General features: G+C 43.1%; 22 protein-coding genes. 9 read left to right on the top strand and 13 right to left on the bottom strand.

The genetic code is table 11. The features are described from left to right. Positions 1-51 precede the first annotated feature (51 nt). Positions 52-375, top strand: coding sequence for a T9SS type A sorting domain-containing protein (locus PP181_RS04505; RefSeq protein ID WP_154918003.1), 324 nt, complete (start codon positions 52-54; stop codon positions 373-375). 80 nt (positions 376-455) lie between these two features. After that, complete coding sequence (locus PP181_RS04500) at positions 456-1,433, top strand: LuxE/PaaK family acyltransferase (protein WP_154918002.1); 978 nt, start codon at positions 456-458, stop codon at positions 1,431-1,433. Here the strand turns inward: PP181_RS04500 and PP181_RS04495 are convergent. The 3 genes from PP181_RS04495 to tyrS form a co-directional block, all read right to left on the bottom strand. Continuing rightward, the gene (locus tag PP181_RS04495; protein WP_154918001.1) at positions 1,430-1,867 is read right to left on the bottom strand and encodes a hypothetical protein; all 438 of its coding nucleotides are present in this window, start codon (positions 1,865-1,867) and stop codon (positions 1,430-1,432) included. The genes PP181_RS04500 and PP181_RS04495 overlap by 4 nt on opposite strands. Positions 1,868-1,974: 107 nt before the next feature. After that, positions 1,975-2,364: a hypothetical protein gene (locus PP181_RS04490; protein WP_154918000.1), complete on the bottom strand. Its 390-nt coding sequence runs from the start codon at positions 2,362-2,364 to the stop codon at positions 1,975-1,977. 43 nt (positions 2,365-2,407) lie between these two features. After that, on the bottom strand, positions 2,408-3,706 hold the full coding sequence (gene tyrS, locus PP181_RS04485; RefSeq protein WP_272636122.1) for a tyrosine--tRNA ligase: 1,299 nt from the start codon (positions 3,704-3,706) through the stop codon (positions 2,408-2,410). A 200-nt stretch (positions 3,707-3,906) separates the two neighbouring features. On the opposite strand from tyrS, the gene PP181_RS04480 reads away from it, so the two are divergent. Next, positions 3,907-4,914, top strand: a complete 1,008-nt coding sequence (locus PP181_RS04480) for an NAD-dependent epimerase/dehydratase family protein (RefSeq protein ID WP_272636121.1) — start codon at positions 3,907-3,909, stop codon at positions 4,912-4,914. Here the strand turns inward: PP181_RS04480 and PP181_RS04475 are convergent. The 3 genes from PP181_RS04475 to PP181_RS04465 form a co-directional block, all read right to left on the bottom strand. Further along, complete coding sequence (locus PP181_RS04475) at positions 4,895-5,338, bottom strand: DUF4296 domain-containing protein (RefSeq protein WP_272636120.1); 444 nt, start codon at positions 5,336-5,338, stop codon at positions 4,895-4,897. The two genes, PP181_RS04480 and PP181_RS04475, sit on opposite strands and share 20 nt — an antisense overlap. 261 nt (positions 5,339-5,599) lie before the next feature. Then, the gene (locus PP181_RS04470; RefSeq protein ID WP_272636119.1) at positions 5,600-6,934 is read right to left on the bottom strand and encodes a dihydroorotase; all 1,335 of its coding nucleotides are present in this window, start codon (positions 6,932-6,934) and stop codon (positions 5,600-5,602) included. 1 nt (position 6,935) lies between these two features. Further along, positions 6,936-7,664, bottom strand: a complete 729-nt coding sequence (locus PP181_RS04465) for a polyprenol monophosphomannose synthase (RefSeq protein ID WP_272636118.1) — start codon at positions 7,662-7,664, stop codon at positions 6,936-6,938. A gap of 361 nt (positions 7,665-8,025) precedes the next feature. Here PP181_RS04465 and PP181_RS04460 point away from each other — a divergent pair, with 361 nt between their 5' ends. The 3 genes from PP181_RS04460 to PP181_RS04450 are packed head-to-tail and all read left to right on the top strand — an operon-like array spanning position 8,026 to position 11,101. Continuing rightward, complete coding sequence (locus PP181_RS04460; RefSeq protein ID WP_272636117.1) at positions 8,026-9,696, top strand: ArnT family glycosyltransferase; 1,671 nt, start codon at positions 8,026-8,028, stop codon at positions 9,694-9,696. Next, complete coding sequence (locus tag PP181_RS04455; protein WP_154917994.1) at positions 9,696-10,349, top strand: DUF4271 domain-containing protein; 654 nt, start codon at positions 9,696-9,698, stop codon at positions 10,347-10,349. The genes PP181_RS04460 and PP181_RS04455 overlap by 1 nt, the downstream gene beginning before the upstream one ends. A gap of 8 nt (positions 10,350-10,357) precedes the next feature. Beyond that, positions 10,358-11,101: a uroporphyrinogen-III synthase gene (locus PP181_RS04450; RefSeq protein WP_138256954.1), complete on the top strand. Its 744-nt coding sequence runs from the start codon at positions 10,358-10,360 to the stop codon at positions 11,099-11,101. A 71-nt stretch (positions 11,102-11,172) separates the two neighbouring features. On the opposite strand, the gene pckA is transcribed toward PP181_RS04450, so the two are convergent. The 4 genes from pckA to PP181_RS04430 all read right to left on the bottom strand — a co-directional run bounded on the left by pckA (position 11,173) and on the right by PP181_RS04430 (position 16,140). Then, positions 11,173-12,789, bottom strand: a complete 1,617-nt coding sequence (gene pckA / locus PP181_RS04445; RefSeq protein ID WP_154917993.1) for a phosphoenolpyruvate carboxykinase (ATP) — start codon at positions 12,787-12,789, stop codon at positions 11,173-11,175. Positions 12,790-13,049: 260 nt separating this feature from the next. Beyond that, positions 13,050-14,180, bottom strand: coding sequence for a glycerate kinase (locus PP181_RS04440; protein WP_272636116.1), 1,131 nt, complete (start codon positions 14,178-14,180; stop codon positions 13,050-13,052). Positions 14,181-14,270: 90 nt separating this feature from the next. Then, complete coding sequence (locus PP181_RS04435; RefSeq protein WP_272636115.1) at positions 14,271-15,740, bottom strand: SLC13 family permease; 1,470 nt, start codon at positions 15,738-15,740, stop codon at positions 14,271-14,273. A 10-nt stretch (positions 15,741-15,750) separates the two neighbouring features. Next, positions 15,751-16,140: a DUF423 domain-containing protein gene (locus PP181_RS04430; protein ID WP_154917990.1), complete on the bottom strand. Its 390-nt coding sequence runs from the start codon at positions 16,138-16,140 to the stop codon at positions 15,751-15,753. Between the two features lie 161 nt (positions 16,141-16,301). On the opposite strand from PP181_RS04430, the gene PP181_RS04425 reads away from it, so the two are divergent. Beyond that, the gene (locus PP181_RS04425; protein WP_272636114.1) at positions 16,302-17,675 is read left to right on the top strand and encodes a saccharopine dehydrogenase family protein; all 1,374 of its coding nucleotides are present in this window, start codon (positions 16,302-16,304) and stop codon (positions 17,673-17,675) included. 54 nt (positions 17,676-17,729) lie between these two features. Beyond that, the gene (locus PP181_RS04420) at positions 17,730-18,200 is read left to right on the top strand and encodes an Lrp/AsnC ligand binding domain-containing protein (RefSeq protein ID WP_154917988.1); all 471 of its coding nucleotides are present in this window, start codon (positions 17,730-17,732) and stop codon (positions 18,198-18,200) included. A gap of 142 nt (positions 18,201-18,342) precedes the next feature. Here PP181_RS04420 and PP181_RS04415 read toward each other — a convergent pair whose 3' ends face one another. From PP181_RS04415 to PP181_RS04405, 3 genes are all read right to left on the bottom strand, one after another. Next, the gene (locus PP181_RS04415; RefSeq protein ID WP_154917987.1) at positions 18,343-19,038 is read right to left on the bottom strand and encodes a zinc metallopeptidase; all 696 of its coding nucleotides are present in this window, start codon (positions 19,036-19,038) and stop codon (positions 18,343-18,345) included. Between the two features lie 144 nt (positions 19,039-19,182). Next, positions 19,183-20,283, bottom strand: coding sequence for an alanine dehydrogenase (ald, locus tag PP181_RS04410; protein ID WP_138256946.1), 1,101 nt, complete (start codon positions 20,281-20,283; stop codon positions 19,183-19,185). A gap of 383 nt (positions 20,284-20,666) precedes the next feature. Then, on the bottom strand, positions 20,667-23,822 hold the full coding sequence (locus PP181_RS04405; protein ID WP_272636113.1) for a leucine--tRNA ligase: 3,156 nt from the start codon (positions 23,820-23,822) through the stop codon (positions 20,667-20,669). Between the two features lie 191 nt (positions 23,823-24,013). On the opposite strand from PP181_RS04405, the gene PP181_RS04400 reads away from it, so the two are divergent. Continuing rightward, positions 24,014-25,891, top strand: coding sequence for a T9SS type B sorting domain-containing protein (locus PP181_RS04400; protein ID WP_272636112.1), 1,878 nt, complete (start codon positions 24,014-24,016; stop codon positions 25,889-25,891). The last annotated feature ends 43 nt before the right edge of the window (positions 25,892-25,934 follow it).

Here is a 25,934-nt window from a genome sequence, read left to right as displayed (position 1 = left end):
AACATAGCGGATTGAAGTAACTTTAGGGTGTTGATCCCAAATCGATGCCCAATGAAAAAAATCTACTTTATCCTCTTAATGGGATTTTCCTTCATGGTATATGGCCAGGACTCCATTGATTTTCGAAATTTAAAAAATGAGGAAATCTCCGGTTTTAAACTATATCCCAACCCTGCAACGGCAGACATGGTTTATGTGACCACGGAGAACAACGACACCAAGGAAATACGAATCTATGATGTCTTTGGTGAGTTGGTTTTGACCGATCGTATCTCGAACAAGACCTTGGACATCTCCAGACTTTCACCTGGTGTTTATGTTATCCAAGTAACCGAAAACAAAAAAACGATCAATAGGAAATTGGTGGTAAAGTAACCGTTTTAGAACTCGATTTACCCTACTTTTCAAGATACATTCTATAGGGTTCTTTACCTTTACGGGGAATTGAATATTCCATGGGCCCAAAAGGTATTTTTGATATTTCATCCAAAACTGAATTTGAAACCAAATGTTTGGAAATATTTCAGTTTCAGTATCAAAATAATGGGGTTTACCAAAGGTTCTGCGATTATTTAAATGTAAAACCGGAGCGTATTGATACCCTAACCAAAATTCCATTTCTACCCATTCAATTCTTCAAGGAACACAAGGTTGTTAGTACTTTGGATGAAGAAGAAATCATTTTTACCAGTAGTGGAACCACGGGCTCGGTCGCGAGCAAACACTATGTAACGGACCTAAGCCTATACAAACAAAGTTACCTCAAAGGCTTTGAAAGTAGCTACGGGCCTATTAAAAATTATTGTGTTTTAGCGCTTTTACCCTCTTATTTGGAGCGCGATGGTTCTTCCCTGATTTACATGGTGAACGATTTAATCAACAAGAGCAAACATCCCTTTAGCGGATTTTTTCTCAATGACCTACCCAAATTGGAATCCGTTCTTAGGGAACTGGAAGCCCAAAAACAAAAGACCCTTTTAATTGGTGTTTCCTTTGCCCTATTGGATTTCGCCGAAACGTTCAAATTAGAACTGGAACATACCATTGTGATGGAGACTGGCGGTATGAAGGGACGTAGAAAGGAATTGATACGTAAGGAACTGCACGAACAACTAAAGCGGGGATTTGGTGTAAAACAAATTCATTCCGAATACGGTATGACGGAACTCCTTTCACAAGCCTACTCCCTAGGGGATAGTCTATTTAATTGTCCCCCGTGGATGAAAATTTTAGTAAGGGATACAGAAGACCCTTTATCCTTACTACCAATAGGAAAGACTGGAGGCATCAATGTAATCGATCTTGCCAATGTGAACTCCTGTTCGTTTATAGCAACCCAGGATTTGGGGAAATTATATGAAAGCGGAAAATTTGAAGTCCTGGGGCGTTTTGACCATTCGGATATCAGAGGGTGTAATTTGATGGCGCTTTAATCATCTTCCTTTTCATAGAAGAGACCAGGTCCGTCACATGCCATCCATGAACTTTGAAGCCTATCCTCGGCAACATATTGCAAGGTTTCCCTGCCAAATCCATAACAACCGCCAGCCAACTCACCTCCTGTCTCGAAAAGTAGCTCCAAATAATCCGCATCATCATTATCGTACTCGACCATCTCAAAGGTTCCTGTAGCTTCCAAAACGGCTCCATCCCGCTCCCTGCTTTTAATAAATGAACCATCTGGATTGAAAATATAGTATTCCTGCCAATCCATAGCCTCGCCCACAGTTGTTGAATTAACAAAACTCCCAGTCATTTGAACCAATCTCCATTTTTGACTTGAGAATTGCAAATCCTTTCCCTTTAGCACCAGATCATCGCTGGTGCATCCTGTCGTAAAAAGTAGGATAATCGTAATTAAAAACAAAAATCGGTTTTGCACAACTACCAGGGGTTAACTAATTCTACCTTAAGATACTACAAATCAAAATGGGTTCCGTTAAGGGAATGTGAAGTATTTAAAAATTATCCTGTTTAAGACCGTCTAAAAGAGTACACCACCTCATCATCCGCAATCTGAGGGTTGTCCAAGTAGACCAAAGTCAATTGGTTTTCGGCAACTTCGAATTGATAGCTGGTATTATCGGTAAAATCTAGAACATTGTTCTGACCGCCATACCGGTATACCCCCGATTCCTTGAAAAACCGATCGGTACCCTCATTAATGACGGTAAGGGTATTTGTATCGGTTTCGAAAATCAGCCTTGTTTCCGAAAAATCAACATTGGCATCAAACGCGCAGAAACAGCTCACTTCCTGTAATATCCATTCCCCGTTCAAACCGGTGTCCTGTATAACGGGGTCATTGTCCGAATCACAGGAAATCAGATAAACCAACATCATCAGCCCTAAAAATCGTTTCATAAAACCATTTTTTCTGTAGATGTCAAAATGCTGCAAAGGTTGCCTATTCCGTTACCGTAAGTACGAAATAATTCTTTTTGCCGCGCTGAAGCAGCACAAACTTTCCGTTGATAAGATCTTCCCTTCCTATCAAATAGTCCTCCTGCACCTTTTCCTTGTTTACGGAAATGGAATTCTGTTTCAATTCGCGCCTTGCCTCTCCATTGGACCCTAAAAACCCCGTCTGTGCGGATAGGGCCGCGATCATATCCAAACCGCCTTCCAAAGAGGCCATGGGAACCTGGGCCTGTGGAACCCCTTCAAAAATATCCAAAAAGGTTTTTTCGTTCAACGCTTTGAGGTCTTGGGATGTGGACTTACCAAAAAGAATCTCACTGGCCTTCATTGCATTCTCCAGTTCTTCCTTTGAGTGTACCATTTCAGTTATTTCCTCGGCCAATTTCTTTTGTAACAACCTTAGATGGGGGGCCTGCGAATGCTCCGCGACTAGATGCTCAATTTCTTGCTTGGAAAGAAAGGTGAAAATCTTGATGTATTTTTCCGCATCGGCATCAGAGGTATTGAGCCAGTATTGATAAAATTTATACGGGGAGGTCCGCTCTGCATCCAACCAGACGTTTCCGCTTTCGGTCTTTCCAAATTTGGAACCATCGGCCTTGGTTATTAAAGGACAGGTAAGGGCATAGCCCTTGCCTCCGCCAATTCTACGAATCAGTTCCGTGCCTGTCGTTATATTCCCCCACTGATCGCTACCGCCCATTTGTAGGGTACAATTATGGGTTCTAAAAAGATGGAGGAAATCGTACCCCTGCACAAGCTGATATGTAAATTCCGTAAAGGACATTCCTTCTTTGGCTTCGGCGGAAAGTCGCTTTTTAACCGAGTCCTTTGCCATCATGTAGTTTACCGTAATGTGTTTACCAACGTCCCGGATAAAATCCAAAAATGAAAAACCCTTCATCCAGTCGTAATTATTCACCAAGACCGCCGCATTATCGGCATCGCTTTCAAAATCGAGAAATCTGGAAAGTTGGTTCTTCAAGGCTTCCTGATTATGTCTGAGCGTAGCTTCGTCCAATAGATTTCTTTCCGAGGATTTTCCGGACGGATCCCCGATCATACCGGTTGCTCCACCTACTAGGGCAATGGGTTTATGTCCTGCCAATTGGAAGTGTCTCAACATCATGACACCCACCAAATGACCAATGTGCAAGGAGTCTGCCGTTGGGTCGATGCCCACATAGGCAGATTGCATTCCCTCCATAAGGTATTCTTCCGTTCCGGGCATTGCATCGTGCAACATGCCCCTCCATTCCAACTCCTTTACAAAGTTTGAAGCCATTTTTATCTATTTCATTTTAATTCATTGCAAATATAAAAGGAAATACACCGCAGATCATACCTATCCAAGGAGGAATTTATCCGAGTCTATTTCCTACATTTGAAAACTCATAAAGGAATTTGGCAGGACAACCTAAGATATCCAAACAAAGGTAATTGTTTAAATATCAGTTTGTTGAATTTGCTTTAAACACATGGAATATGGTTTTAGTTACCGGAGGTACAGGCTTGGTGGGGTCCCACTTACTATTAAGATTGGTCCTGTCAAAGGTAAAAGTCCGAGCTATTTATAGGTCCGAAGAAAAACTGGGGGACGTTAAAAAAGTCTTCTCCTATTATGAGGAAACTCCAGAAACCATTTTTAATCAGATAGAATGGGTACAGGGAGATATTCTCGATGTGCCCTCCTTAGAATCGGCCTTTTTAGGCATTGAACAAGTATACCACGCTGCGGCACTTATTTCGTTTGACCCAAATGATTTTAAAAAATTACGAAAAGTGAATGTGGAGGGAACGGCGAACATTGTAAATCTCTGCATTCACCATAATATAAAAAAACTCTGTCATGTAAGTACCATTGGAACAATTGGAAGAAGCATTGCGGGCAAGGAAGCTACTGAGAGCAATGATTGGAACGAATTGCACACGAACGTCTACGCCCTTACCAAATATTCCGCCGAAATGGAGGTGTGGCGGGGTTCCCAAGAAAACCTGGACATGGTAATCATAAATCCTGGGGTAATCATAGGTCCGGGATTTTGGAATAGCGGCAGTGGCAAGTTGTTTACCACGGTAAAAAAGGCCTATTCCTATTACCCGCCGGGAGGAACGGGATTTGTATCGGTTTCCGATGTTGTTACCGTTATGACGCGTCTCATGGAGAGCACTATTAAAAATGAACGATTTATCCTTGTAGCGGAAAATCGTACCTACAAGGAAATAATGACCTCCATAGCCACTGCCCTAGGTAAAAAGCCACCCCGGAAAGAACTTAAAAAATGGCAGTTGGAGATTGGCAGGTATTTTGATTTCCTCAAAACCCTGTTCACTGGAAAACCAAGGACCATTACCAAAAATGCGATCTATTCCCTCTTACATCCTGAAAGTTATTCCAGCGAGAAAGTAAGGACGTTGCTTCACTACGAATTTGAACCGCTGGAAAAATCCATCGTATTTGCTTCCAAAAAGTTTATGGAAGACTATCCTTGACAGTAGCGGGTTTAGTTTTCAAACTGTCCAGAACCCCTTCCTTATTTCGCTTGCTTTCAAGAAGTTTCAGACTATCGGTTATTTTCTTTTCCTGTTCCAGGGCGATTCTTTTGGCTTCCAACGAAGCTTCCACTTCGGTGTAGATGGTCTCATACTCCGCTGGCAAGGAGGCATAGTATCGGTCACTTATCACAAATTGTGCGCTATCTATCCCAAACTTTTCAAAAACATAGGTGGTAGGCTCCACACCGTTATCCTTTAAAATACCCAAATTCACGCCCTTGGCGGCATTTATCAATGCCATCTCCTGTAAAATCAGGACCATCTTATCCTTTGGGATAAGGTTCTCCGGCTTTTCTATGAGTTTTTCACCACAAGCAGCTAAAAATAACACTACGAGTATGGCAATCCTAAAACTTTTCACACGTTTAAAATTAGGTTAATAGTTTGATTCTTAATCATTTCCTTTTGTATAGGCATTAAACTTACCATAAATAATCCCTCGATGAGGGTTTCATCTGTTTATATTTAATATTATTAAAAGGTCAGATGCAATTATTCACATCGCTGTTTATTGTATTTTCAAAAGGTGTTCATGAATCTTTGATTTCGCCAATAACCATCAAGGTGGGTATTAAGACTTGTTATGGCTCATTTCATGGGGTAAATAATTATAATTGCTCCTTTATCTATTGAAAGTGAGCCTTTTGGCATTTCTTTTATCCGACAATTTTCCGTTTTCATACGCCAAATGTCCGTTTACAAACGTATGGGTAACACGGGCCTTGAACGAACTTCCTTCAAATGGTGACCAACCACATTTGTACACGATATTCTCCTTGGAGACCTGCCATGGGTCGTTTAGGGAAACCACGGCCAAATCGGCAAAATATCCTTCCTTGATATAGCCCCTTTTGTCTAAATCGAACAATTTGGCCGGATTGTGGCACATTTTTTCTACGATTTTTTCCAAACTGATAACACCTTCCATATGTTTCTCCAATATGGCGGGCAACGCATGTTGCACTAAAGGACCACCACTGGGGGCACTCGTATAAGGATTTTCTTTTTCCGACAGTAAATGCGGGGCATGATCTGTTGCGATTACATCGATCCTGTCATCCAACAAAGCTTTCCAAAGTGTATCCCGGTCCTGCGCAGTTTTTACCGCCGGGTTCCATTTGATCAAGGTTCCCTTGTCCAAATAATCGGCATCTGAAAACCAAAGGTGATGGATACAGACCTCCGCCGTAATTTTCTTCTTTTCCAGAGGGATGTCATTTTGGAACAAATCCGTTTCCTTCCCAGTTGAAAGATGGAAAACATGCAATCGTGCTCCCGTCTTTTTAGCCAGGGCAATCGCCTTTGAAGAGGATAGATAGCAGGCTTCCTCACTTCTGATCAAAGGATGGTACTGAATTGGAATATCCTCACCGTATTTTTCCTTGTATGCTTCCAAATTCCGACGGATGGTAGTTTCATCCTCACAATGGACGGAAATGACCATCTCAGTATTACTGAAAATACCTTCGATTACGGCCTCATCATCCACCAACATGTTTCCGGTAGATGACCCCAAAAACAACTTGATTCCGGAACAGGCATTTTTGTCCAAACGTTTCAGTTCTTCTAGATTATCGTTGGTTCCCCCAAACAAAAAGGAATAATTGGCATAGGAAGTTTCCCTTGCCATGGCATGCTTTTCCTCCAATTTGACAATAGTTGTGGTCTGTGGGTTGGTGTTGGGCTGCTCCATATAGGTGGTGATACCCCCGGCCACGGCCGCCCTGCTCTCCGATGCAATAGTGCCTTTGTGCGTAAGGCCCGGTTCCCTAAAATGTACTTGGTCGTCAATGATTCCCGGTAGTATATATTTCCCATTTAAATCGATGACTGTTGCTTCCGCATCGGATATATCCTTGGAAATTCGGGAAATATAATCCCCCTCCAAAAGAAGGTCTAGTTCCTCAATGATACCTTCATTTACGACCCTCGCGTTTTTTAATAATGTCTTACCCATTCTAAAATCTATTTTTTTGGAAAAGGCTGCGGAGTTTCATCACAAAAACACCCCAGATAGCTTCGCTGATGATGGAGGAACTCATTTTGGACTTACCCTTTACCCTGTCCTTAAAGATAATGGAAACCTCCTCTATTTTATAATTCTTCAGGTAGGCCCTGAACTTCATTTCTATCTGAAATGCATACCCCACAAATCGAACGGAATCCAGATTGATACTTTCCAAAACATACCTTTTATAGCAAACAAACCCGGCAGTTGGATCATGCACCCGCATACCCGTAATCATTTTCACATAGAATGATGCCCCATAGGACAACAACACCCTATATAACGGCCAGTTGACCACGTTCACTCCTTTTTTATACCGAGAGCCAACGGATACGTCCGCACCTTTTTCACAGGCCTTGAGCAATCGTAAAAGATCGGTTGGGTTGTGGGAAAAATCAGCATCCATTTCAAATATATAATCATATTTTTTGCCGATGGCCCATTTAAATCCATGGATGTAAGCAGTGCCCAACCCCGATTTCTCCTGCCTCACTTCCAAAAACAGGTTGTCCTTGAACTTTTGTTGCAAGTCACGTACACTCTGCGCCGTACCATCGGGTGAATTGTCGTCCACAATGAGTACATGGAAGTCTTTTGGCAATTCAAAAACAGCATTGATTATCGCGTCAATATTCTCAATTTCATTGTAAGTAGGAATGATAACAACACTGTTGGACATCGGTATATGCTATATGGGCACAAAAGTAGTGTTTTAATCCAAAAGATTTCGGGGAAGCTGGGGATAGGGGTTTTCCTTTAAGATGTCATTTCCCCAGGTTCGGAAATTATTAATACAGTTTCAGTACCTAACGGAAATGTTTTAAATCAAAGAGTTGTGAACAGGACGAAAATTATGTAATTCAACAACAAGAAGTGATCATCAAGACCTGGGAGGTTTTGAAAACCTGTCAGGTCTAATTCCTAAAAATAGGCCCTTCTACATCTTACATCTTTGGACCAATTATTTCTCCTGTACTAAAATCAAAGAATAAAAACGAAAACCATCGGAATTTGTAATTTTACGGGCATAAAAACCGCCCATGTCCGAAAAAATCCCAAGGCAATTCTATTATTTTCTTACGGCATTTTTTGTTCTCAACCTTATACAATCCGCGTTTACGGAATTGATTTTTGATGAGGCCTATTACTGGTACTATAGCCAGAATATGGCCTGGGGGTTTTTTGACCATCCCCCTTTGGTTGCGCTGCTTATAAAAATTAGCAGTCTGTTTTTTAACGGGGAACTTGGGGTGCGCTTTATGAGCTGTGTAATTTCCGCACTGAATCTTGTGATTTTATGGCTGCTGATCGATAGACCGGAAAAGAATCGATTTATCCCCCATTTTTTCATACTGGTGTTTTCCATGACCTTGTTGAATGCCTATGGTTTTTTTACCCTTCCGGATACTCCATTGCTGTTTTTTACCTCCTGTTTTCTACTTACGTATAAGCATTTCCTAAAAGACCCGAAATACTCTACTGCTATCCTATTGGGTATATTTATGGCGGCCTTGATGTACAGTAAATACCACGCCGTCCTGGTCATCGTTTTTGTGTTGCTATCCAACCTAAACCTTGTTAAGAGCAAGTATGCCTGGCTTAGCGTTTTGGTTGCCTTACTCTGTTATGCCCCACATTTTTACTGGCTGTATGAAAATGATTTTGTCAGTATCAAATACCATCTTTATGAACGACCCAACGATGCCTATCAGTTCGAGAAATATACGCTGGGCTTCTTTGTAAACCTGATTGCACTGTTTGGGCTTACTTTCCCGCTTATTTATTATGCCTTATTAAAAACCAAGGGCAAGGACTTGTTCAATAGGGCGCTCTTGTTCTTGACATATGGCGTAATCCTGTTTTTCTTTATTTCCAGCTTCAACAGAAGGGTACAGACCCAATGGATCATTATTATCTGCATTCCCCTGGTGGTCATCGTATATAATTTCATGTTGGAACATAAACAGGTCCTCAAATGGATGGTTCGCTTGGGCATCATCAACGCTTTCCTGATTCTTTATTTACGAGCCGGACTCATTTACCAACCTTTACTTTTTGATTTCCATTACGAAAGTCATGGCAACAAGACCTGGGTCGATGGAATTCGCGAGGAGGTTGGGGAAATTCCCGTGGTTTTTGAGAATTCTTATCGTAACGCACCCATGTACGAATTTTATTCGGGAGGAATACCTACCTTCTCCCTGAACAATGTGATGTACCGGAAAAACCAATATTCCATTGATACCTCGGAAGAACGGGTACGGGGGAAAAAAGTGGCTTATCTTTCCAAATATATCAATGACAACACCTTTTCCTACACCAAGCCCGATGGCTGGGTATATAAAGGCAAGTATATTTCGGATTTCGACTCCTACAGAAAACTTGAATGCACACTGAAGGAGGAAACTGTTTCCTTGGATGGTTCCGATTATCATCTACAGGTATTCAATCCCTACAATTTTGACATTGAACTGTCCAAACTTAAATTTTCTGTAGCCTATTTGAGTCCCTATAAAAATACCTTGGGCCTAAAACGGATTGCCCCGAAGCCCGTGGAGGAAAACCTGCCCTTCCTAACCAAAAAGGACACAACCCATTTTTTAGTGGAAATACCTCAGTACGATACCGAAAAAGTAGGTTATATTAGAATCGTGATTTCGGAAAACGGATTGTATCCGGGCTTGAATTCAAAACCAATTCCCGTAAACTAATGGAGCCAATTAACAGGTTTACCGAAAACTTGGACTGGATTACCCTCATTTTGTTTGGCAGTCTCCTGTTGGTCGCTATTGCCAAAAAAATATTCTATGCCAGATTTTTGAATTTTATCATTCTTCCCTTCAACAACAAGTACATCATCATGTACAACAAAAAGGAGAAGCTTTTCAATTGGTTCCATATACTACTCACCGTTTTCCAGATCATCAATACCTCGCTGTTCGCCTTTCTAGCATGGAAAAGTTATGCAAGTCCGGAAATATCCGTGTCCAATGTCACTTTTTTGGCGATCATTGGATTCCTTTTTCTTTTTGTGCTTATAAAGATGTTCCTACAACTGGGGAACGGTTTCATTTTTGGATCCTACGCTACCATTAATGAACTACTGTTCAAAAAAACGTCCTATTTGAATTACAGCAGTATTGTTCTTTTTCTGGCCAATATTTTTTTGACTTTTGTATTTATTAACTCGATTACCGTTGTTTTGGCAGCGTTTGGGCTCTTTCTGCTAATTAATATTATAGGCTGGGTTTCAGTGATTAGGATTCATCAAAAATACATTAGTTCCTACTTTTTCTATTTTATTTTGTACCTTTGCGCACTCGAAATTGCACCCCTAATCATATTGGGAAGCTTTCTAAAATAGTGTAACCTATGAAAGTAAAAACAATTTTGGTCTCTCAGCCCGAGCCAAAAATGGAAAATTCTCCCTATTCCAGGCTCATCGACAAGGAAAAAGTAAAGGTCGATTTTAGACCCTTTATTCATGTGGAAGGAGTAGATGCCAAAGGTGTCCGTCAACAGAAAATCGACCTAAAGGATTTCACCGCCATTATTCTTACAAGCAGGAATGCGGTGGACCATTTCTTTCGAATTGCGGAGGAGATGCGTTTCAAGGTGCCGGATACGATGAAATACTTTTGTCAGTCCGAGGCTGTGGCATACTATCTTCAGAAGTACGTGGTATATAGAAAAAGAAAGATTTATGTGGGTAAACGCTTGTTTTCCGATTTGTCCCCGATGATCAAAAAATACAAGGATGAAAAGTTCCTGTTACCATCCTCTGATGTTCTTAAACCCGAGGTTCCCGAGACCTTAAACGCGCTCGATATAAGCTGGAAACGGGGTATTTTCTACAAAACGGTCATCAGTGATCTATCCGATTTAAGGGATGTATATTATGATATTTTGGTATTCTTTAGTCCATCGGGTATTGAATCCCTGTTACATAACTTTCCGGATTTTAAGCAGAACGATACTAGAATAGCGGTTTTTGGTAATTCTACCGTAGAAGCTGCTACAGGTGCCGGACTTAGAATTGACATAAAGGCGCCCACTCCAGAGACACCGTCCATGACCATGGCACTCCAAAAATATATTACGAACGCAAACAAATAAGAGTTGCTTCTGAATCTATAACAAAAAGGCCCTTCAAAATGCAGGGCCTTTTTTCATGTTTAATGGTGCATTTAAAAAGCGTACCGTTGCGGTCCACCACGTCTAATTTCCTCATTGGCATATTTTTCGAACTTTTTGAAGTTTTCCCTAAAGGCATTGGAAAGCTTAAAAGCCGTGGTGTAATATTTTTCGTCATTGTTCCAAGTCGCCCTTGGACTCAATACACTGGTAGGCACTCCGGGACATTCCCTAGGTTGCGCCACCCCAAAAACGGAATGAATGTGGTAGGTATCATAGGAGTACAAACCTAGATCGCCATTGAGCGCCGCACTGATCATGGCACGGGTGTACTTTAACTTCATACGGGTACCAACACCATAAGGGCCGCCGGTCCACCCCGTATTAACCAACCATACGGCCACGCCAGTCTCCTTCATTTTTTTGCTCAACATCTCCGCATATTTTGTGGGATGCAAGGGCATAAAAGGTGCACCAAAACAGGCCGAAAAGGAAGGTTGTGGCTCAACGACCCCGGCTTCGGTTCCGGCAACTTTGGCCGTATAACCCGAAATAAAATGATAGGCCGCCTGACTAGGAGTTAGCTTGGAAATTGGAGGCAACACCCCAAAGGCATCGGCCGTTAAAAAGAAAATGTTCTTTACGTTTTTCCCAATGGAAGGCTGCTGAATGTTATCTATATGGTAAATAGGATAACTTACCCGGGTATTTTGTGTTATGGAGGTATCCGCATAATCCACATTGCCGTCCTTGTCCAAAATCACATTTTCAAGAATAGCTCCAGGTTTTATGGCATTGTAGATTTCGGGTTCCTGTTCTTGGGATAGGTTGATGACCTTGGCATAACACCCTCCCTCAAAATTGAACACTGTATTTCTGCTGGTCCAGCCGTGCTCATCATCGCCGATCAATTTCCTATTGGGGTCTGTGGACAAGGTTGTCTTCCCGGTCCCTGACAACCCGAAGAATATCGCGGTATCCCCGTCTTCCCCCACATTGGACGAACAATGCATGGGCAAGGTTTCCTTAAATACAGGCAATATAAAATTGAGCGCCGAAAAAATTCCTTTTTTTATCTCGCCGGTATAGCCTGTGCCACCAATTAGGGCGATTTTTTCAGTAAAGTTCAGTATGGCGAAATTGTGTTGCCTTGTTCCATCTTCTTCGGCATTGGCCATGAAGCCAGGTGCGTTTATAACCGTCCATTCCGGACTGAAATTCTCCAATTCCTCGTCGGTTGGCCGTAAAAACATATTATAGGCGAACATGTTGGACCAAGGGTATTCGTTTATGACCCTGATATTGAGTTTATACTCCGGGTCCGCACAGGCATAGCAGTCCCTCACGAAAAGTTCCTTTGTGTTCAAATAAGCAATAACCTTGTCATACAACGCCGTAAACTTTTCCGGTTCAAAGGGAATGTTTACCGAACCCCACCAGATTCTATCCTTGGTAATAGCATCTTTTACGATAAAACGGTCTTGTGGAGACCTACCCGTAAATTCCCCCGTATTGACGGCAAGGGTACCATTTTTGGTCTCCGCTCCCATGCCAAGGTCGATCGTAGCCTTCTGTAGTGCTTGAGGCGATTCCTGATAATGAAAATTATCATGGTCAATTCCATAATTCTTTAAAGATATCATCTTCGATTGGTAGGATGAACTATGCATAACTCGAAATTTTATTTCTCCAAAGCTATTAAATTTAACCTTGAAGCCCTTGGAAATCAAGAGGTATTCATGTATTTATCGGCAAGAAATATGAAATCTACGATGAATGATTGGATTTTCAACAAATAATCATCGGTTTAAACACTGTTTAGTAAACAAATTGCAAATTACTAGGTGCTAAACTATTAAATCGATAAAATAATATGGATTTACTGCCGATTACATAATTAAAAACGAGCGACTTTCCAAAATGTATGAACCTAGATTAAGGATTTAAAATACTCATATACCCTTCTTTGAAGCAGGTCCTTGGCATTTTGCATATTGTATCCCAACGATTTGTTGGGGTCCCCAATTTCAATAACATCTTGAACGCCACTTGAAGTAAGCCTTTCTAGGGGAACGTCCAATTTGCCACAAACGGCCAGCACTGGAATATTGTAACTGTTGGCAAGTTCCATAACCCCTTGAATCAATTTTCCCTGAAGGGTCTGATCGTCGATTTTGCCTTCACCGGTCACGATGTAATCGAATTTTTGGGTATCCAACACTTCTTTTATACCGGATAGTTCCAAAATAAAAGTGATTCCACTGAGAAAATCGGCCTTAAAAAAGGCCTTGAGACCAAATCCGGTTCCCCCGGCAGCTCCTGAACCTGGTACTTCGGAAAAATCGGAACCAAATTGTCTTACATAGACTTCCGATAAATTTCGCAATCCTTTGTCCAACTCCGATATCATGGCAGCATCGGCACCTTTTTGGGCGGCGTATACAAATGCGGCCCCATCTTTTCCGAATAGCGGGTTTTTGACATCGTTGATGGTAAAGAATTGTATCCCTTTGATTTCCATATAATTATAGGATTGGGTAATCCTTTGAACCTCACTTAAATTCTTTCCAATGGGTTCCAGCGGATTGCCATTAGAATCCAAAAATTCAAATCCTAAGGCATTTGCAATGCCAATTCCCCCATCGTTGGTTGCACTGCCCCCCAAACCGACATATATTTTTTTGGCACCTTTTTTTATGGTGTCCGCAATTTGTTGGCCGCTGCCAAAGGTCGAGGTCAAGGAGGCGTTTCGCTCCGAAGGTTCCAAAAGTTCCATACCAGAGCTATTGGCCAGTTCTATGTAGGCCGATTTTGATTTCGCATCCAACAGATAGTACGAGGAAATTTCCCTACCCAAGGGATCCAAAGTTTTCATTGCTACCCTTTTGCAGTCCTTGTACATTGAAATAGCCTCCAAGAAACCATCGCCCCCATCCGATGCCTTTACAAAGTGAAAGGACGCATCGCTTAGGACTTGCTCCACTCCCGTTCTGAACGATCGGTATACCTCTTCGCTCGTCATGGAACCTTTAAATTTATCGGGGATGATTAGGAATCGCATACGTTTAAATACATGTTAACAATTTGATTATTAAATATTTATATTCATAGAGGTATTAAACTTGCCATGATAAATCCCTCGATGAGGGTTTCATTTTTTTAGATTTTCCGGAAATCCATTAATGACAATGTCCCACAGTTGGGGCAATAAAAAATAAACGAAAAGGCTCAGCACTATGATGGACATGATGTTCATAAAAAAGCCTTTTCGGACCATATCTGGAATCCGTAGGTAACCGGAACCAAAAACCACCGCATTGGGCGGGGTGGCAACGGGCAACATAAAGGCACAGGAGGCTGCCACGGCGGCACCCACCATTAACACGAACGGATGTACATCTATGGAAAGGGCCATGGGCGCCAAAACAGGCAACAGCATGGCCGTTGTGGCCAAATTGGAGGTAATCTCGGTCAGAAAATTTACCGCAGCGATCAATACCAGCACCAAAATGAAAATTGGTAAGCCGGACAAGGAGGTCATCTGCCCACCGATCCAAACGGCCAAACCACTTTCGTCAAAACCCTTGGCCAGCGCCATTCCACCTCCAAAAAGCAGAATGATTCCCCAAGGCATCGTAACGGCCTCGTCCCAATTTAGCAACTGTTGCCCCTTTTTTTTGGCCGGAATCAGGAAAAGTAAAATGGCAAAAAAGATGGCGATGATGGTATCGTCCAGACCCGGAAACAGTTTCTGCAGCAGAAAGGAGCGTGTAATCCAACAAAAGGCCGTGGCCCCAAAGACGAGGGCTATCAATTTTTCCTCATACGTGATTTTCCCCAGGCCATTCTTAAGTCTTTTTATTTCTGCCCTACCTCCGGGAAATTCGACTTGTTTGAAAGAAAAAGCAAAGCGCGTCAAATATTTCCAACAGATGAAAATCAGCACTACGGAAATTGGCAGTCCGAACATGAACCACTGCATGAAGGTAATTTCATAACCGTAAGTATCCAATACCACCCCTGCCAACACCAGATTGGGCGGGGTACCTATCAAGGTTGCCATACCGCCAATGGAAGCACTGTAGGCAATGGCGAGCATCAGGGATTTTCCAAATAACAGATTCTCGTCCTCCACCGTAGCCGGATTATCCTTTAATTGTTTGATGATGGCCAGACCAATGGGAAGCATCATGACCGAAGTTGCCGTATTGGAGATCCACATGGATAAAAAGGCCGTCGCCACCATAAATCCCAAAATAATTTTACGGATATCCGCACCTATCAAATGAATAATGTTCAGGGCGATGCGTTTGTGCAGGTTCCATTTTTCGATAGCAATGGCGATAACGAAACCGCCCATATAGAGAAACACGTATTTATGCCCAAAAGACCCTGAGGTAGCGGTAAGGTCCAAGCCGCCAGAAAGTGGGAAAAGCACGATGGGCAGAAGTGCGGTAACGGCAATGGGAATGGCCTCCGTAATCCACCAAATGGCAATCCAGGCCGTGGATGCCATAACGGCGTTCGCTTCCTTGGACAATCCCTCAGGATGAAAAAAACTAAGGATCAATATAAACGAAACGGGACCTAATATGAGTCCCAAAAGCTTTGTATTGTTCATAATCTATATGTCATTTTAGGGTCGATGTATAGATTTGAAATCCCAAAAATCCCCAAGCTGCCAACAAAAGTGTTCCGCCAATAGGCGTAATAAATCCAATGGTCGTAAAATCGAAGGCCGTAATACTGTTTATGGCCAACAAATAGATGGAGAAGGAAAAGAACACAACGCCAATAAGGATCAGCCAATATGTTAGTCGTTGGGACTTAGGGGGTATTCCCGGCAATACACCTAAAATGAACAGAAAAAAGGCATGGTACATTTGGTAGCGGACACCTGTTTCAAAAGTAGTCACGGCATCCGGGGGAACCAATTTCTCCAATCCGTGGGCTCCAAAGGCGCCCAGGGCGACCGCTAAAAACCCAAAAATACATGCAGTAATCAATATTGTTTTCTTCATAACACCAAATCTACTGGAAATACATGATTTACGTTATAGTTTATTTAATTGTTGGACAGTCATTCAAAGTTGATAATATAACTTTATCGATACATATTCTTACATATGTAACAAATTGATACCTTAGTAGCAACATTCAAACTTAAAAGTACGCAATAAGCATGGTGCGAAAAATTTTGATCATAGGGGCAGGCAAATCCACTTCCTTTTTGTTGGATTATTTATTGGAAAAATCGGATTCAGAAAATCTAAAAGTGACCATTGGCGACCTGGATACGGCTTCCATCCCAGAGCATATTAAATCGCACCCCAATTGCTCGGTTCGCACCTTGGATATCTTTAAGGAAGATGAGCGAACATCGGCAATACAGGAGTCGGATTTGGTAATTTCCATGCTACCCGCACGCTTTCACATCAAAATTGCGGAGGACTGTCTAACGTACAAAAAGCATTTGGTAACGGCATCCTACATCAGTCCGGAACTAAAAAAACTCAATGAAAAGGTCACAGAAAGCAATTTGGTCTTCATGAACGAAATAGGTCTAGATCCAGGCATTGACCACATGAGCGCCATGCAGGTCATTGACCGTATACGGGACAAAGGCGGAAAAATCCTATTGTTTGAATCTTTCTGCGGTGGACTTGTCGCGCCCGAATTCGATAACAACCTATGGAACTACAAGTTTACGTGGAACCCCAGAAACGTGGTGCTGGCCGGCCAAGGAGGTACGGCGAAGTTCATACAGGAGGGAACGTATAAATACATTCCCTACCATAAATTGTTTAGGCGTACGGAATTTTTTGAAGTGGAGGGATACGGCAAGTTTGAGGGCTATGCCAACAGGGACTCCCTAAATTATAGGGAAGCCTACGGTCTACAGGACGCGCTCACCATTTACAGGGGCACAATGCGACGTGTTGGCTTTTCAAAGGCTTGGAACATTTTTGTGCAACTGGGGGCCACGGACGACACCTATACTATCGAGGATTCGGAAAATATGACCTATCGGGAATTTATCAATCTCTTTCTTCCCTACTCACCTACGGATTCTGTGGAACTGAAACTGAGGCATTATTTAAAAATAGATCAGGACGATAGTACTTGGGAAAAGCTTGTGGAACTGAACCTTTTCGATAAAACGAGGACTATTGGTATCCCTGATGCTACTCCGGCACAGGCTTTACAGAAAATTTTGGAAGACAAATGGACCTTGGGCGAAACCGAAAAGGATATGATCGTTATGTACCATAAGTTTGGATACGAATTGAACGGCGAAAAAAAACAAATCGATTCCAAATTGGTCGTGATTGGTGAAGATCGGGTGCATACCGCCATGGCCAAAACGGTAGGCTTGCCCGTAGCCATCGCCGCCTTAAAAATCCTGAACGGAAAAATCACCACGCCCGGAGTTCAAATGCCCATTTCCAAGGAAGTCTATCAATCCATCCTCAAGGAATTGGAGACCTTGGGCATCAATTTCAAGGAATACGAAGTTCCCTATTTGGGCTATAATCCCGATTCCGTAGCGAGTTAAACTCACATATTCATGGTGTTTACGTATTTTTGATTTCAATTTGAAATTGTAATCATGAAGTCCGATAACAAAAACACTAAGATTGACGGAATAGACAAGAAAATATTGCGCTTTTTAATGGAGGATGCCCGGAAACCGGTATTGGAAATCGCACGAAGCATCGGTATTTCTGGGGCGGCCATTCATCAACGATTGCGAAAGCTGGAAGCATCGGGATTATTGAAAGGCTCCAAGTTTATTATAAACCCAAGGGCCATGGGCTATACTACGATGGCCTATATCGGTATTTATCTGGACAAGGCGATGAGCAATCCCGCTGCCGTAAAACAATTGGAAAAAATCCCAGAAGTTTTGGAATGCCATTATACTACGGGCAACTGGTCCATCCTAATCAAAATTCTTTGCAAGGACAACGAACATTTGATGCATGTCCTCAACAAGGAAATCCAACAAATAGAAGGGGTTTCCAGAACGGAAACCTTCATATCATTGGCACAGCAAATAGACCGACAGATTACCATATAAAACCCTCATCAAGGGATTGACTATCACAACCGAAACAATTTCACAAAAGGAAATGGTTCATAATCCAATGTCTGCCTAAAATTTGAACAAATAAAAAGCCTTCCCAATCTTGGAAAGGCTTTGAAAATTGTATCGAGAGAAGTTAATCCCTTCCTCCAAAAACCTGAAGTCCCCAATAGACCAAGGTAGCCAAGGAACCAATGGCCGCTACCAAATAGGTCCTAGCGGCCCATTTTAGGGCATCTTCAGAACCTGCATATTCTGACTGAGTCACCATATTCCTATTCTTGAGCCATGCCAAAGCGCGGTTACTGGCATCATATTCTACCGGTAGGGTGATAAAACTGAACAACGTGGCCATTCCCATCATGATCAATCCGGCCACGGCAACCCAATATCCAAATCCTACTCCTGCAGCGGCACCTAGGGCCAATCCGCCAAAAACGACCCATGTGGACATTCCTGATGTTACACTGACTACTGGCACCAGTTTCGAGCGCATGGTCAACCACTCGTAGGCCTGTGCATGTTGTACAGCGTGGCCTACCTCATGCGCTGCAACCGCCGCTGCTGCGGCATTTCGCTGATTATACACACCTTCACTCAAGTTCACCGTTTTATTTTTTGGATTGTAATGGTCTGATAACATCCCAGGTGTAGAAACCACCTTTACATCGCGAATACCATGATCCGCCAACATTTTTTCGGCTATCTCGGCACCGCTCATGCCATTTTGTAAATGGACTTTAGAGTAATGTTTGAACTTACTTTTTAATCGGCTACTTACAAGCCAACTTACCAAGGCAATAGCACCGATCAATATATAATATCCCATCATAACGTTTCAATTTTTAGTTTCAATAAATATACATAAGATTCCTTTGTTTACGGGAATCGAATACTGAAAAGCAAAAACCCCGCCAAACCCGTAAATTAGTCGGTACGGGCTGTTGGGGTCTTCAAAAACTGACAATTTGTACGATTAGGCAAAGGCCTCCTTCCAACCAAAGGCCTCTATGATTTCTTCATACACCACCTTACCGGCCACAATGTTCAATCCCTTTGCCAAGGAAGCATCTTTTTTACATGCGGCTTCCCAACCCAAGTTTGCGAGTTTGAGCGCATAAGGCAAAGTAACATTGGTCAATGCCATGGTAGAGGTATATGGAACTGCACCGGGCATATTCGCGACGGAATAGTGAACCACATCATCTATGATGTATACCGGGTCTTCATGAGTGGTAGGTCTTGTAGTTTCTACACATCCGCCTTGGTCTACGGCCACGTCCACTATTACGGTTCCGGGTCGCATGTCTTTCAACATGTCCCTAGTGATAAGGTTCGGAGCTTTTGCTCCTTTTAATAGCACCCCACCAATAATTAAGTCGTGGGTTTTTATATGCTTTCTGATATTAAACTCGTTTGAAAATTCGGTGACCACATGCGGAGGCATCACATCGTTCACGTAACGCAAACGCTTCATATTGATATCCAAAATGGTGACGTGTGCGCCCAGACCGGCTGCCATTTTAGCAGCTTGTATCCCAACGACACCCGCGCCTAGCACCAATACCCTACCCGGAGCAACCCCGGGAACGCCCCCCAATAGTACACCGCGACCTTTAACAGGTTTTTCCAAATATTTTGCCCCTTGCTGAATGGCCATTCTACCCGCCACTTCAGACATTGGGGTCAACAACGGCAATGTCCCATCTTCGTCCTCCACGGTTTCATAGGCGATGCAGATGGCTTTCTGACGGATCATGGCCTTGGTCAATGCTTCGCTCGATGCAAAATGGAAATAGGTGAACAAAATCTGTCCCTCTTGAATCAGTTCATACTCTTCTTCTATGGGCTCCTTGACCTTGACAATCATTTCACTCATGGCATATACCTGTCCGATGGTATCCAAAATGACGGCCCCGGCCTGTTGATAATCCTTATTGAAAAAACCGCTTCCCTTCCCTGCGCCAGATTGCACGTACACGGTATGGTTGTTCTTTACCAATTCAAAAACGCCGGCCGGTGTCATCCCAACCCTGCTTTCGTTGTTCTTAATCTCTTTTGGAATACCCACAATCATACTAGTCTATTTTATAATTATGGGGTAAAGGTGCGATAATTTTAATTTTTACAGAGCAATTATTCGATAAAAGGAGGGGTTAATCCGAATTAAATACGTTTTTTGACTATATACCCTTAGTTTTTATAGGGGTATATCAAAATAAAATATACATTTAACAAAACACCCTCCCTCTTTAGTATACCTCTAAAGAAGGAGGGTGCGAATATTAAAAAAACCGATGGAGGCTAGTAAATTATAACTTATTATCTACTAGAATATAGTTCAGAGGTTACCCAAGTTTACCACCATAAAATGAGGTCTCGAATTGAAGTTTATCTTGAGCGTAGTCGAAAGACTAGACCTGACAAAAATTGTCATGCTTCGCTCCGCTTAAAAATGGGCTAGCCTACAATGTTTACAATTTTTCCCGGAACTACGATGACCTTCTTTGGGGTTCTCCCTTGTAATTGTTGTTGGGTTTTTTCATGGGCCATTACGGTAGCTTCAATTTCCTCCTTGGTCATATCCATAGGCAGTTCCAATGTAAACCGCATCTTCCCGTTGAAAGAAATGGGGTATTCCTTGCTGCTTTCTACCAGGTACTTTTCCTCGAATTTGGGAAAAGACGCTTTGGAAATGGACTCCGTATGGCCCAATTGCTCCCAGAGTTCCTCCGCAATATGTGGTGCATAGGGGGAAACCAAAATTGCCAAAGGTTCCAAGATGGCCCTGGAATTGCATTTCTGCGAGGACAATTCGTTCACACAGATCATAAACGTGGATACCGATGTATTGAAACTGAAGTTCTCGATATCCTCCTCCACTTTTTTTATGGTTTTGTGCAAGGTCTTGAGGGCCTCCCCCTGCCCCTCCGAGGGAGGGGCGTCCGACACGTAGAATTCTCCGTTAGGACCGGAGTGATAAAGCCTCCAAAGTTTTTTCAAGAAGGAATGCACGCCTGTAATTCCTGCCGTATTCCAAGGTTTGGACTGCTCCAAAGGCCCCAAGAACATTTCGTACAACCGTAGACTGTCCGCCCCATATTCCGCACAAATGGCATCTGGATTGACGACATTATATTTGGATTTGGACATTTTTTCGATTTCGCGGGATACTTTGAACACACCCCTTACTCCCCCCTCAAGGGGGGAATTGGCATCGTGTATCTCGCCATTTTCCAAAATGAAAACGGCATCAGCATATTCTGGACGCCATTTTTTAAAGCCTTCTATGTCCAGTTCATCGGAGGCATTGACTAGAGAGACATCGGCATGTATTTTTAAAAGAGAATTAGGACTGTCAGAAATAGTCAAAAAGCCCCTTTTATTTTGGTCATTTTTATGAAAACTCGTGATTAGTATTCGAAGATTTTCATAATTTTCAAAAACATCTTCAAGAAAAACCGATTTCTTGGACATTTCTTGTACAAATCCCTCAGTTACAAATACTGATAATCTTTGTGCTTTTTTATTTTCCAAAATTTTGTAGTCCCATCTATATACAAACGCACTCGTCCCCGTAATCATCCCCTGATTGATCAACTTTTTGGCAAACTCGTCCTTGGGCACCAAGCCTTTATCGAACATAAACTTTTGCCAAAAACGGGAATACAGCAAATGGCCGGTGGCATGTTCGCTACCGCCTATATATAGATCCACATCCTGCCAATAGTTGATGGCTTCTTGGGAGAAAATGGCCTCGTCGTTATGCGGGTCCATATAGCGATTGAAATACTGGGAACTCCCCGCCCAACCCGGCATGGTGTTCAGTTCTAAAGCCCCTCCCTTAATTTCGCCACTTCGACTACGCTCAGTGTCCGAAATGGCCTTCTCAAACTCTTCTTTGGATACAACTTTTCCTTCATCACCATACTGCAGCCAATGCCATTTTTTGGCATTTCCCAAGGGTGGTTCACCGGTTTCGGTGGGCAGGTATTTGTCTACCTCGGGCAGTTCCAAGGGCAGGAATTTTTCGTCCAACATCTGGGGCATCCCATCCGCATCATAATAGACCGGAAAGGGTTCGCCCCAATAGCGCTGGCGGCTAAAGACGGCATCGCGCAAACGGTAGTTCACCTTTCCTTTTCCCTGTTCTATTTTTTCCAACTCGGCTATTGCCTTTTTGGTAGCTTCCTTATACGCCAATCCGTTCAAAAACCCGGAATTCTTCAATACAAACCCGGATTTTTCGGCATAGGCTCCATTTTCCAACAGCGTATCAGCATCCTCAGTTCCCCCTTCGGGGGTTAGAGGGCTGAATATATTAGGAATAGCTATCCCAAAATGGGTCGCAAAATCGTAATCACGCTGGTCTCCGCAGGGCACGGACATTACCGCACCGGTTCCATAACCCGCCAATACATAATCGCCGATCCAAATAGGTACAGGTTCCTTTGTAAAAGGATGCTCCGCATACGCCCCAGTAAAGGCACCGGTGATGGTCTTTACATCGGCCATACGGTCACGTTCGGAACGCTTTGCCGTGGCCTCGATGTAGGCCTGAACCTCATCTCTTTGTTCAGGGGTGGTGATTTTGGACACCAATTCATGCTCCGGTGCCAAGGTCATGAATGATACACCAAATATTGTATCGGGACGAGTGGTGAAGACCTCAATGTAGAGTGCAGAATTATGAGTGTTGAGTGAGTTGTCTATTTTATCAACTTTTGATTTTGAACTTTGAACTTTGAACTTAACGGAAGCTCCCTCACTTCTTCCAATCCAATTGGTCTGGGAATCCTTTAGAGGCTGCGGCCAATCGATTTTGTCCAGCCCGTCCAGCAAACGTTGGGCATAAGCGGTGATGCGCATGCTCCATTGCGTCATTTTTTTTCGGATGACCGGATGGCCACCACGCTCGGAAACCCCGTTCACAATTTCATCATTGGCCAATACGGTTCCCAAAGCGGGACACCAGTTTACCTCACTTTCCGCAAGGTAGGTCAGCCTATATTTTAACAACATCGCCTGCTTATCCTTGGGGGAAAAAGAATTCCAATCCTCCGCGGAAAATATCGGGGTGTCGTCGTCACAAACGGCATGTACGCTTTTGTTACCTTCGGTTTCAAAAATTTTGGTCAGCGTCTCTATATCCTCGGCCTTATCGGCATCGGTATTGTACCAGGAATTGAACAGTTGAATGAAAATCCACTGGGTCCATTTATAATAGCTGGGGTCCGAAGTACGCACCTCCCGGCTCCAATCGAACGAAAAGCCTAATTGGTCCAACTGCCTCCTGTATGTCTTGATGTTCGCCTCTGTAGTAATGGCAGGATGTTGCCCAGTCTGAATAGCGTATTGCTCTGCCGGCAGACCAAAGGAGTCATATCCCTGCGGATGCAACACGTTGAACCCCTTATGCCTTTTATAACGGGCATAGATATCACTGGCGATATACCCTAACGGATGTCCCACATGTAGTCCTGCTCCTGAGGGATAGGGAAACATATCCAACACATAGAACTTCTCCTTGTCCGATACATTTTCGGCTTTAAAGGTTTGATTATCCTCCCAATATTTTTGCCATTTGGCCTCAATTTCGTTGAAATTGTAATTCATTCTTTCGATACTAATACAGAGGTCCAGCCAGATTTTAGCCACATAACTATCACATTCCAGACCTTTATTTTGTTAGGCCACAAAAATAGACCTATTCGACGAAAGTTGAAAAGATATTGACGAATTACCCCTTTAACTTCATTGAACCAAAAAAGCGCTGCTTTCTTTTCCAAAAACGTACCTTTAGTACCGTGAATACCAAAAGTCCCAAATACTTTCTTTGTTTTGTCCTCTTTCTGGTTTTGGCGGCCGTGAAAGGAAGGGCGCAGTTAGGTTTTTGTACGGGCAGCTCTGGAGACCCCATTTTTACGGAGGATTTTGGTTCTGGTACGGTGGACGGACCTGAACTTCCGCCCGGGACCACTACCTATAATTTTACCACGGGAACGCCCAACGATGGCGACTATACCATTTCCAGCACTACCAATTATTTTGATTGGCAGAACGTACAGGACCACACTCCCGGAGACACCAACGGAAAGGCTTTTATAGTAAATGCCAGTTTTACGGCCGGAGAATTTTATCAGCGTACCGTAACAGGTCTGTGTGAAAATACCACCTATGAATTTTCCTCTTGGCTCATAAATCTGCAGCGTACGGGTGGTTGCGACGGAAACAATATTCCCATCAACGTTCGCTATCAGATCTGGGACGAAACCGACACCAATCTTTTGGTCCAAGGGGATACTGGAAATATTCAGGCCATGACCACGGCAGCCTGGCAACAATTTGCCTTGGTATTCCAGACCCTGCCCGGGCAGACCTCCGTCATCCTCAAAATGCGGAACAATAGCAATGGTGGGTGCGGTAACGATCTCGCCATTGACGATATTGTCTTTAAATCCTGTGGCGATAGCGTAAGCGTGGCCACGGACCAAGCCGAGGATTTCATTGTAACCTGTGAAAATCAAGGTTCGGTATCTGCAATATTGGTGGCCAATCCTGATAATTCCATTTTTTCTACCCATGCCTATCAATGGCAGGAAAGTACGGATAATCAAGTTTGGACCGATGTACCCGGTGAGACCTCAAACACATTTACCACCCCACTGATAAATTCGACCCGTTTTTACCGCGTAAAAGTAGCGGAGGACCCGATCAACGTATCCAATGACCTTTGTAATGTGCTATCCGATGTTTTTGAAATCAATATCGTGCCCATACCGCCGCCACCCACAAACAATGGCGACGTGTCCGTATGCGAGAATGAAACCGCCACTTTAATCGTGGATAGTGCTGATATTTATAGTGTAAATTGGTATGATGCCCCTACTGGGGGAAACCTACTTTTGGAAAACAACAGGGAGTTTTCCCCCACCGAAGCAGGCACCTACTATGCGGAGGCGAATTCGAGTGAAGTCGATTGTCCATCCGCTACCAGAACGGCAGTCACCCTGACCTTTAATCCTTTGCCCCAAGTTTTTGACAGCACTGAAACTTTTTGCGAGGGGGATACGGCCTTTTTATCGGCTGAAATTGACAATGTTAGTTATACCTGGAGTACAGGAGAGACTACACGCGATATTTCGGTTAACGCTCCCGGGGAGTATTCCGTGACCGTCACTGATAGCAATGGATGTTCCAGTACACGGACCATTACATTGAACCAAATTGATGCACCAAGATTGGATTCGATTACTTCCAACGGACGCTCCATCATCATTACGACCCAAAATTCAGGGGATTTCGAATACTCTTTGGATGGAAGTAGTTTTCAGGACAGCCCCGTTTTTGAGGCCGTTACGGGAGGGCCGTATACCATATCCATTAGGGACAAGACCAACTGTGGCATCGTCACGACCGATTATCTGCATATTGTTGTCCCCAATTTCTTTACACCGAACGGCGATACCTCCAATGACTTTTTAATTCCGGAAGGCATCGAGTCCTTTAACAATGTGGAGCTTTCCATCTATGATCGGTATGGGAAATTATTAAAATTTGGCAGTGGTACAAATGCCTCTTGGGATGGAAACTTCTTGGGCGCTCCCATGCCGGAATCGGATTATTGGTACCGGATAAAATTGGACACCTTGGTCCGTACCGGGCATTTCACCCTAAAGCGGTGAGTGTTCCTATTTTTTATGATTCAATTCACATTACTTTTCTATT

Source organism: Maribacter sp. PR66, assembly GCF_028464205.1.
In the GTDB taxonomy this organism is placed as follows: Bacteria; Bacteroidota; Bacteroidia; order Flavobacteriales; family Flavobacteriaceae; genus Maribacter; species Maribacter flavus.
This window is presented reverse-complemented; position numbering and strand designations above follow the sequence as displayed.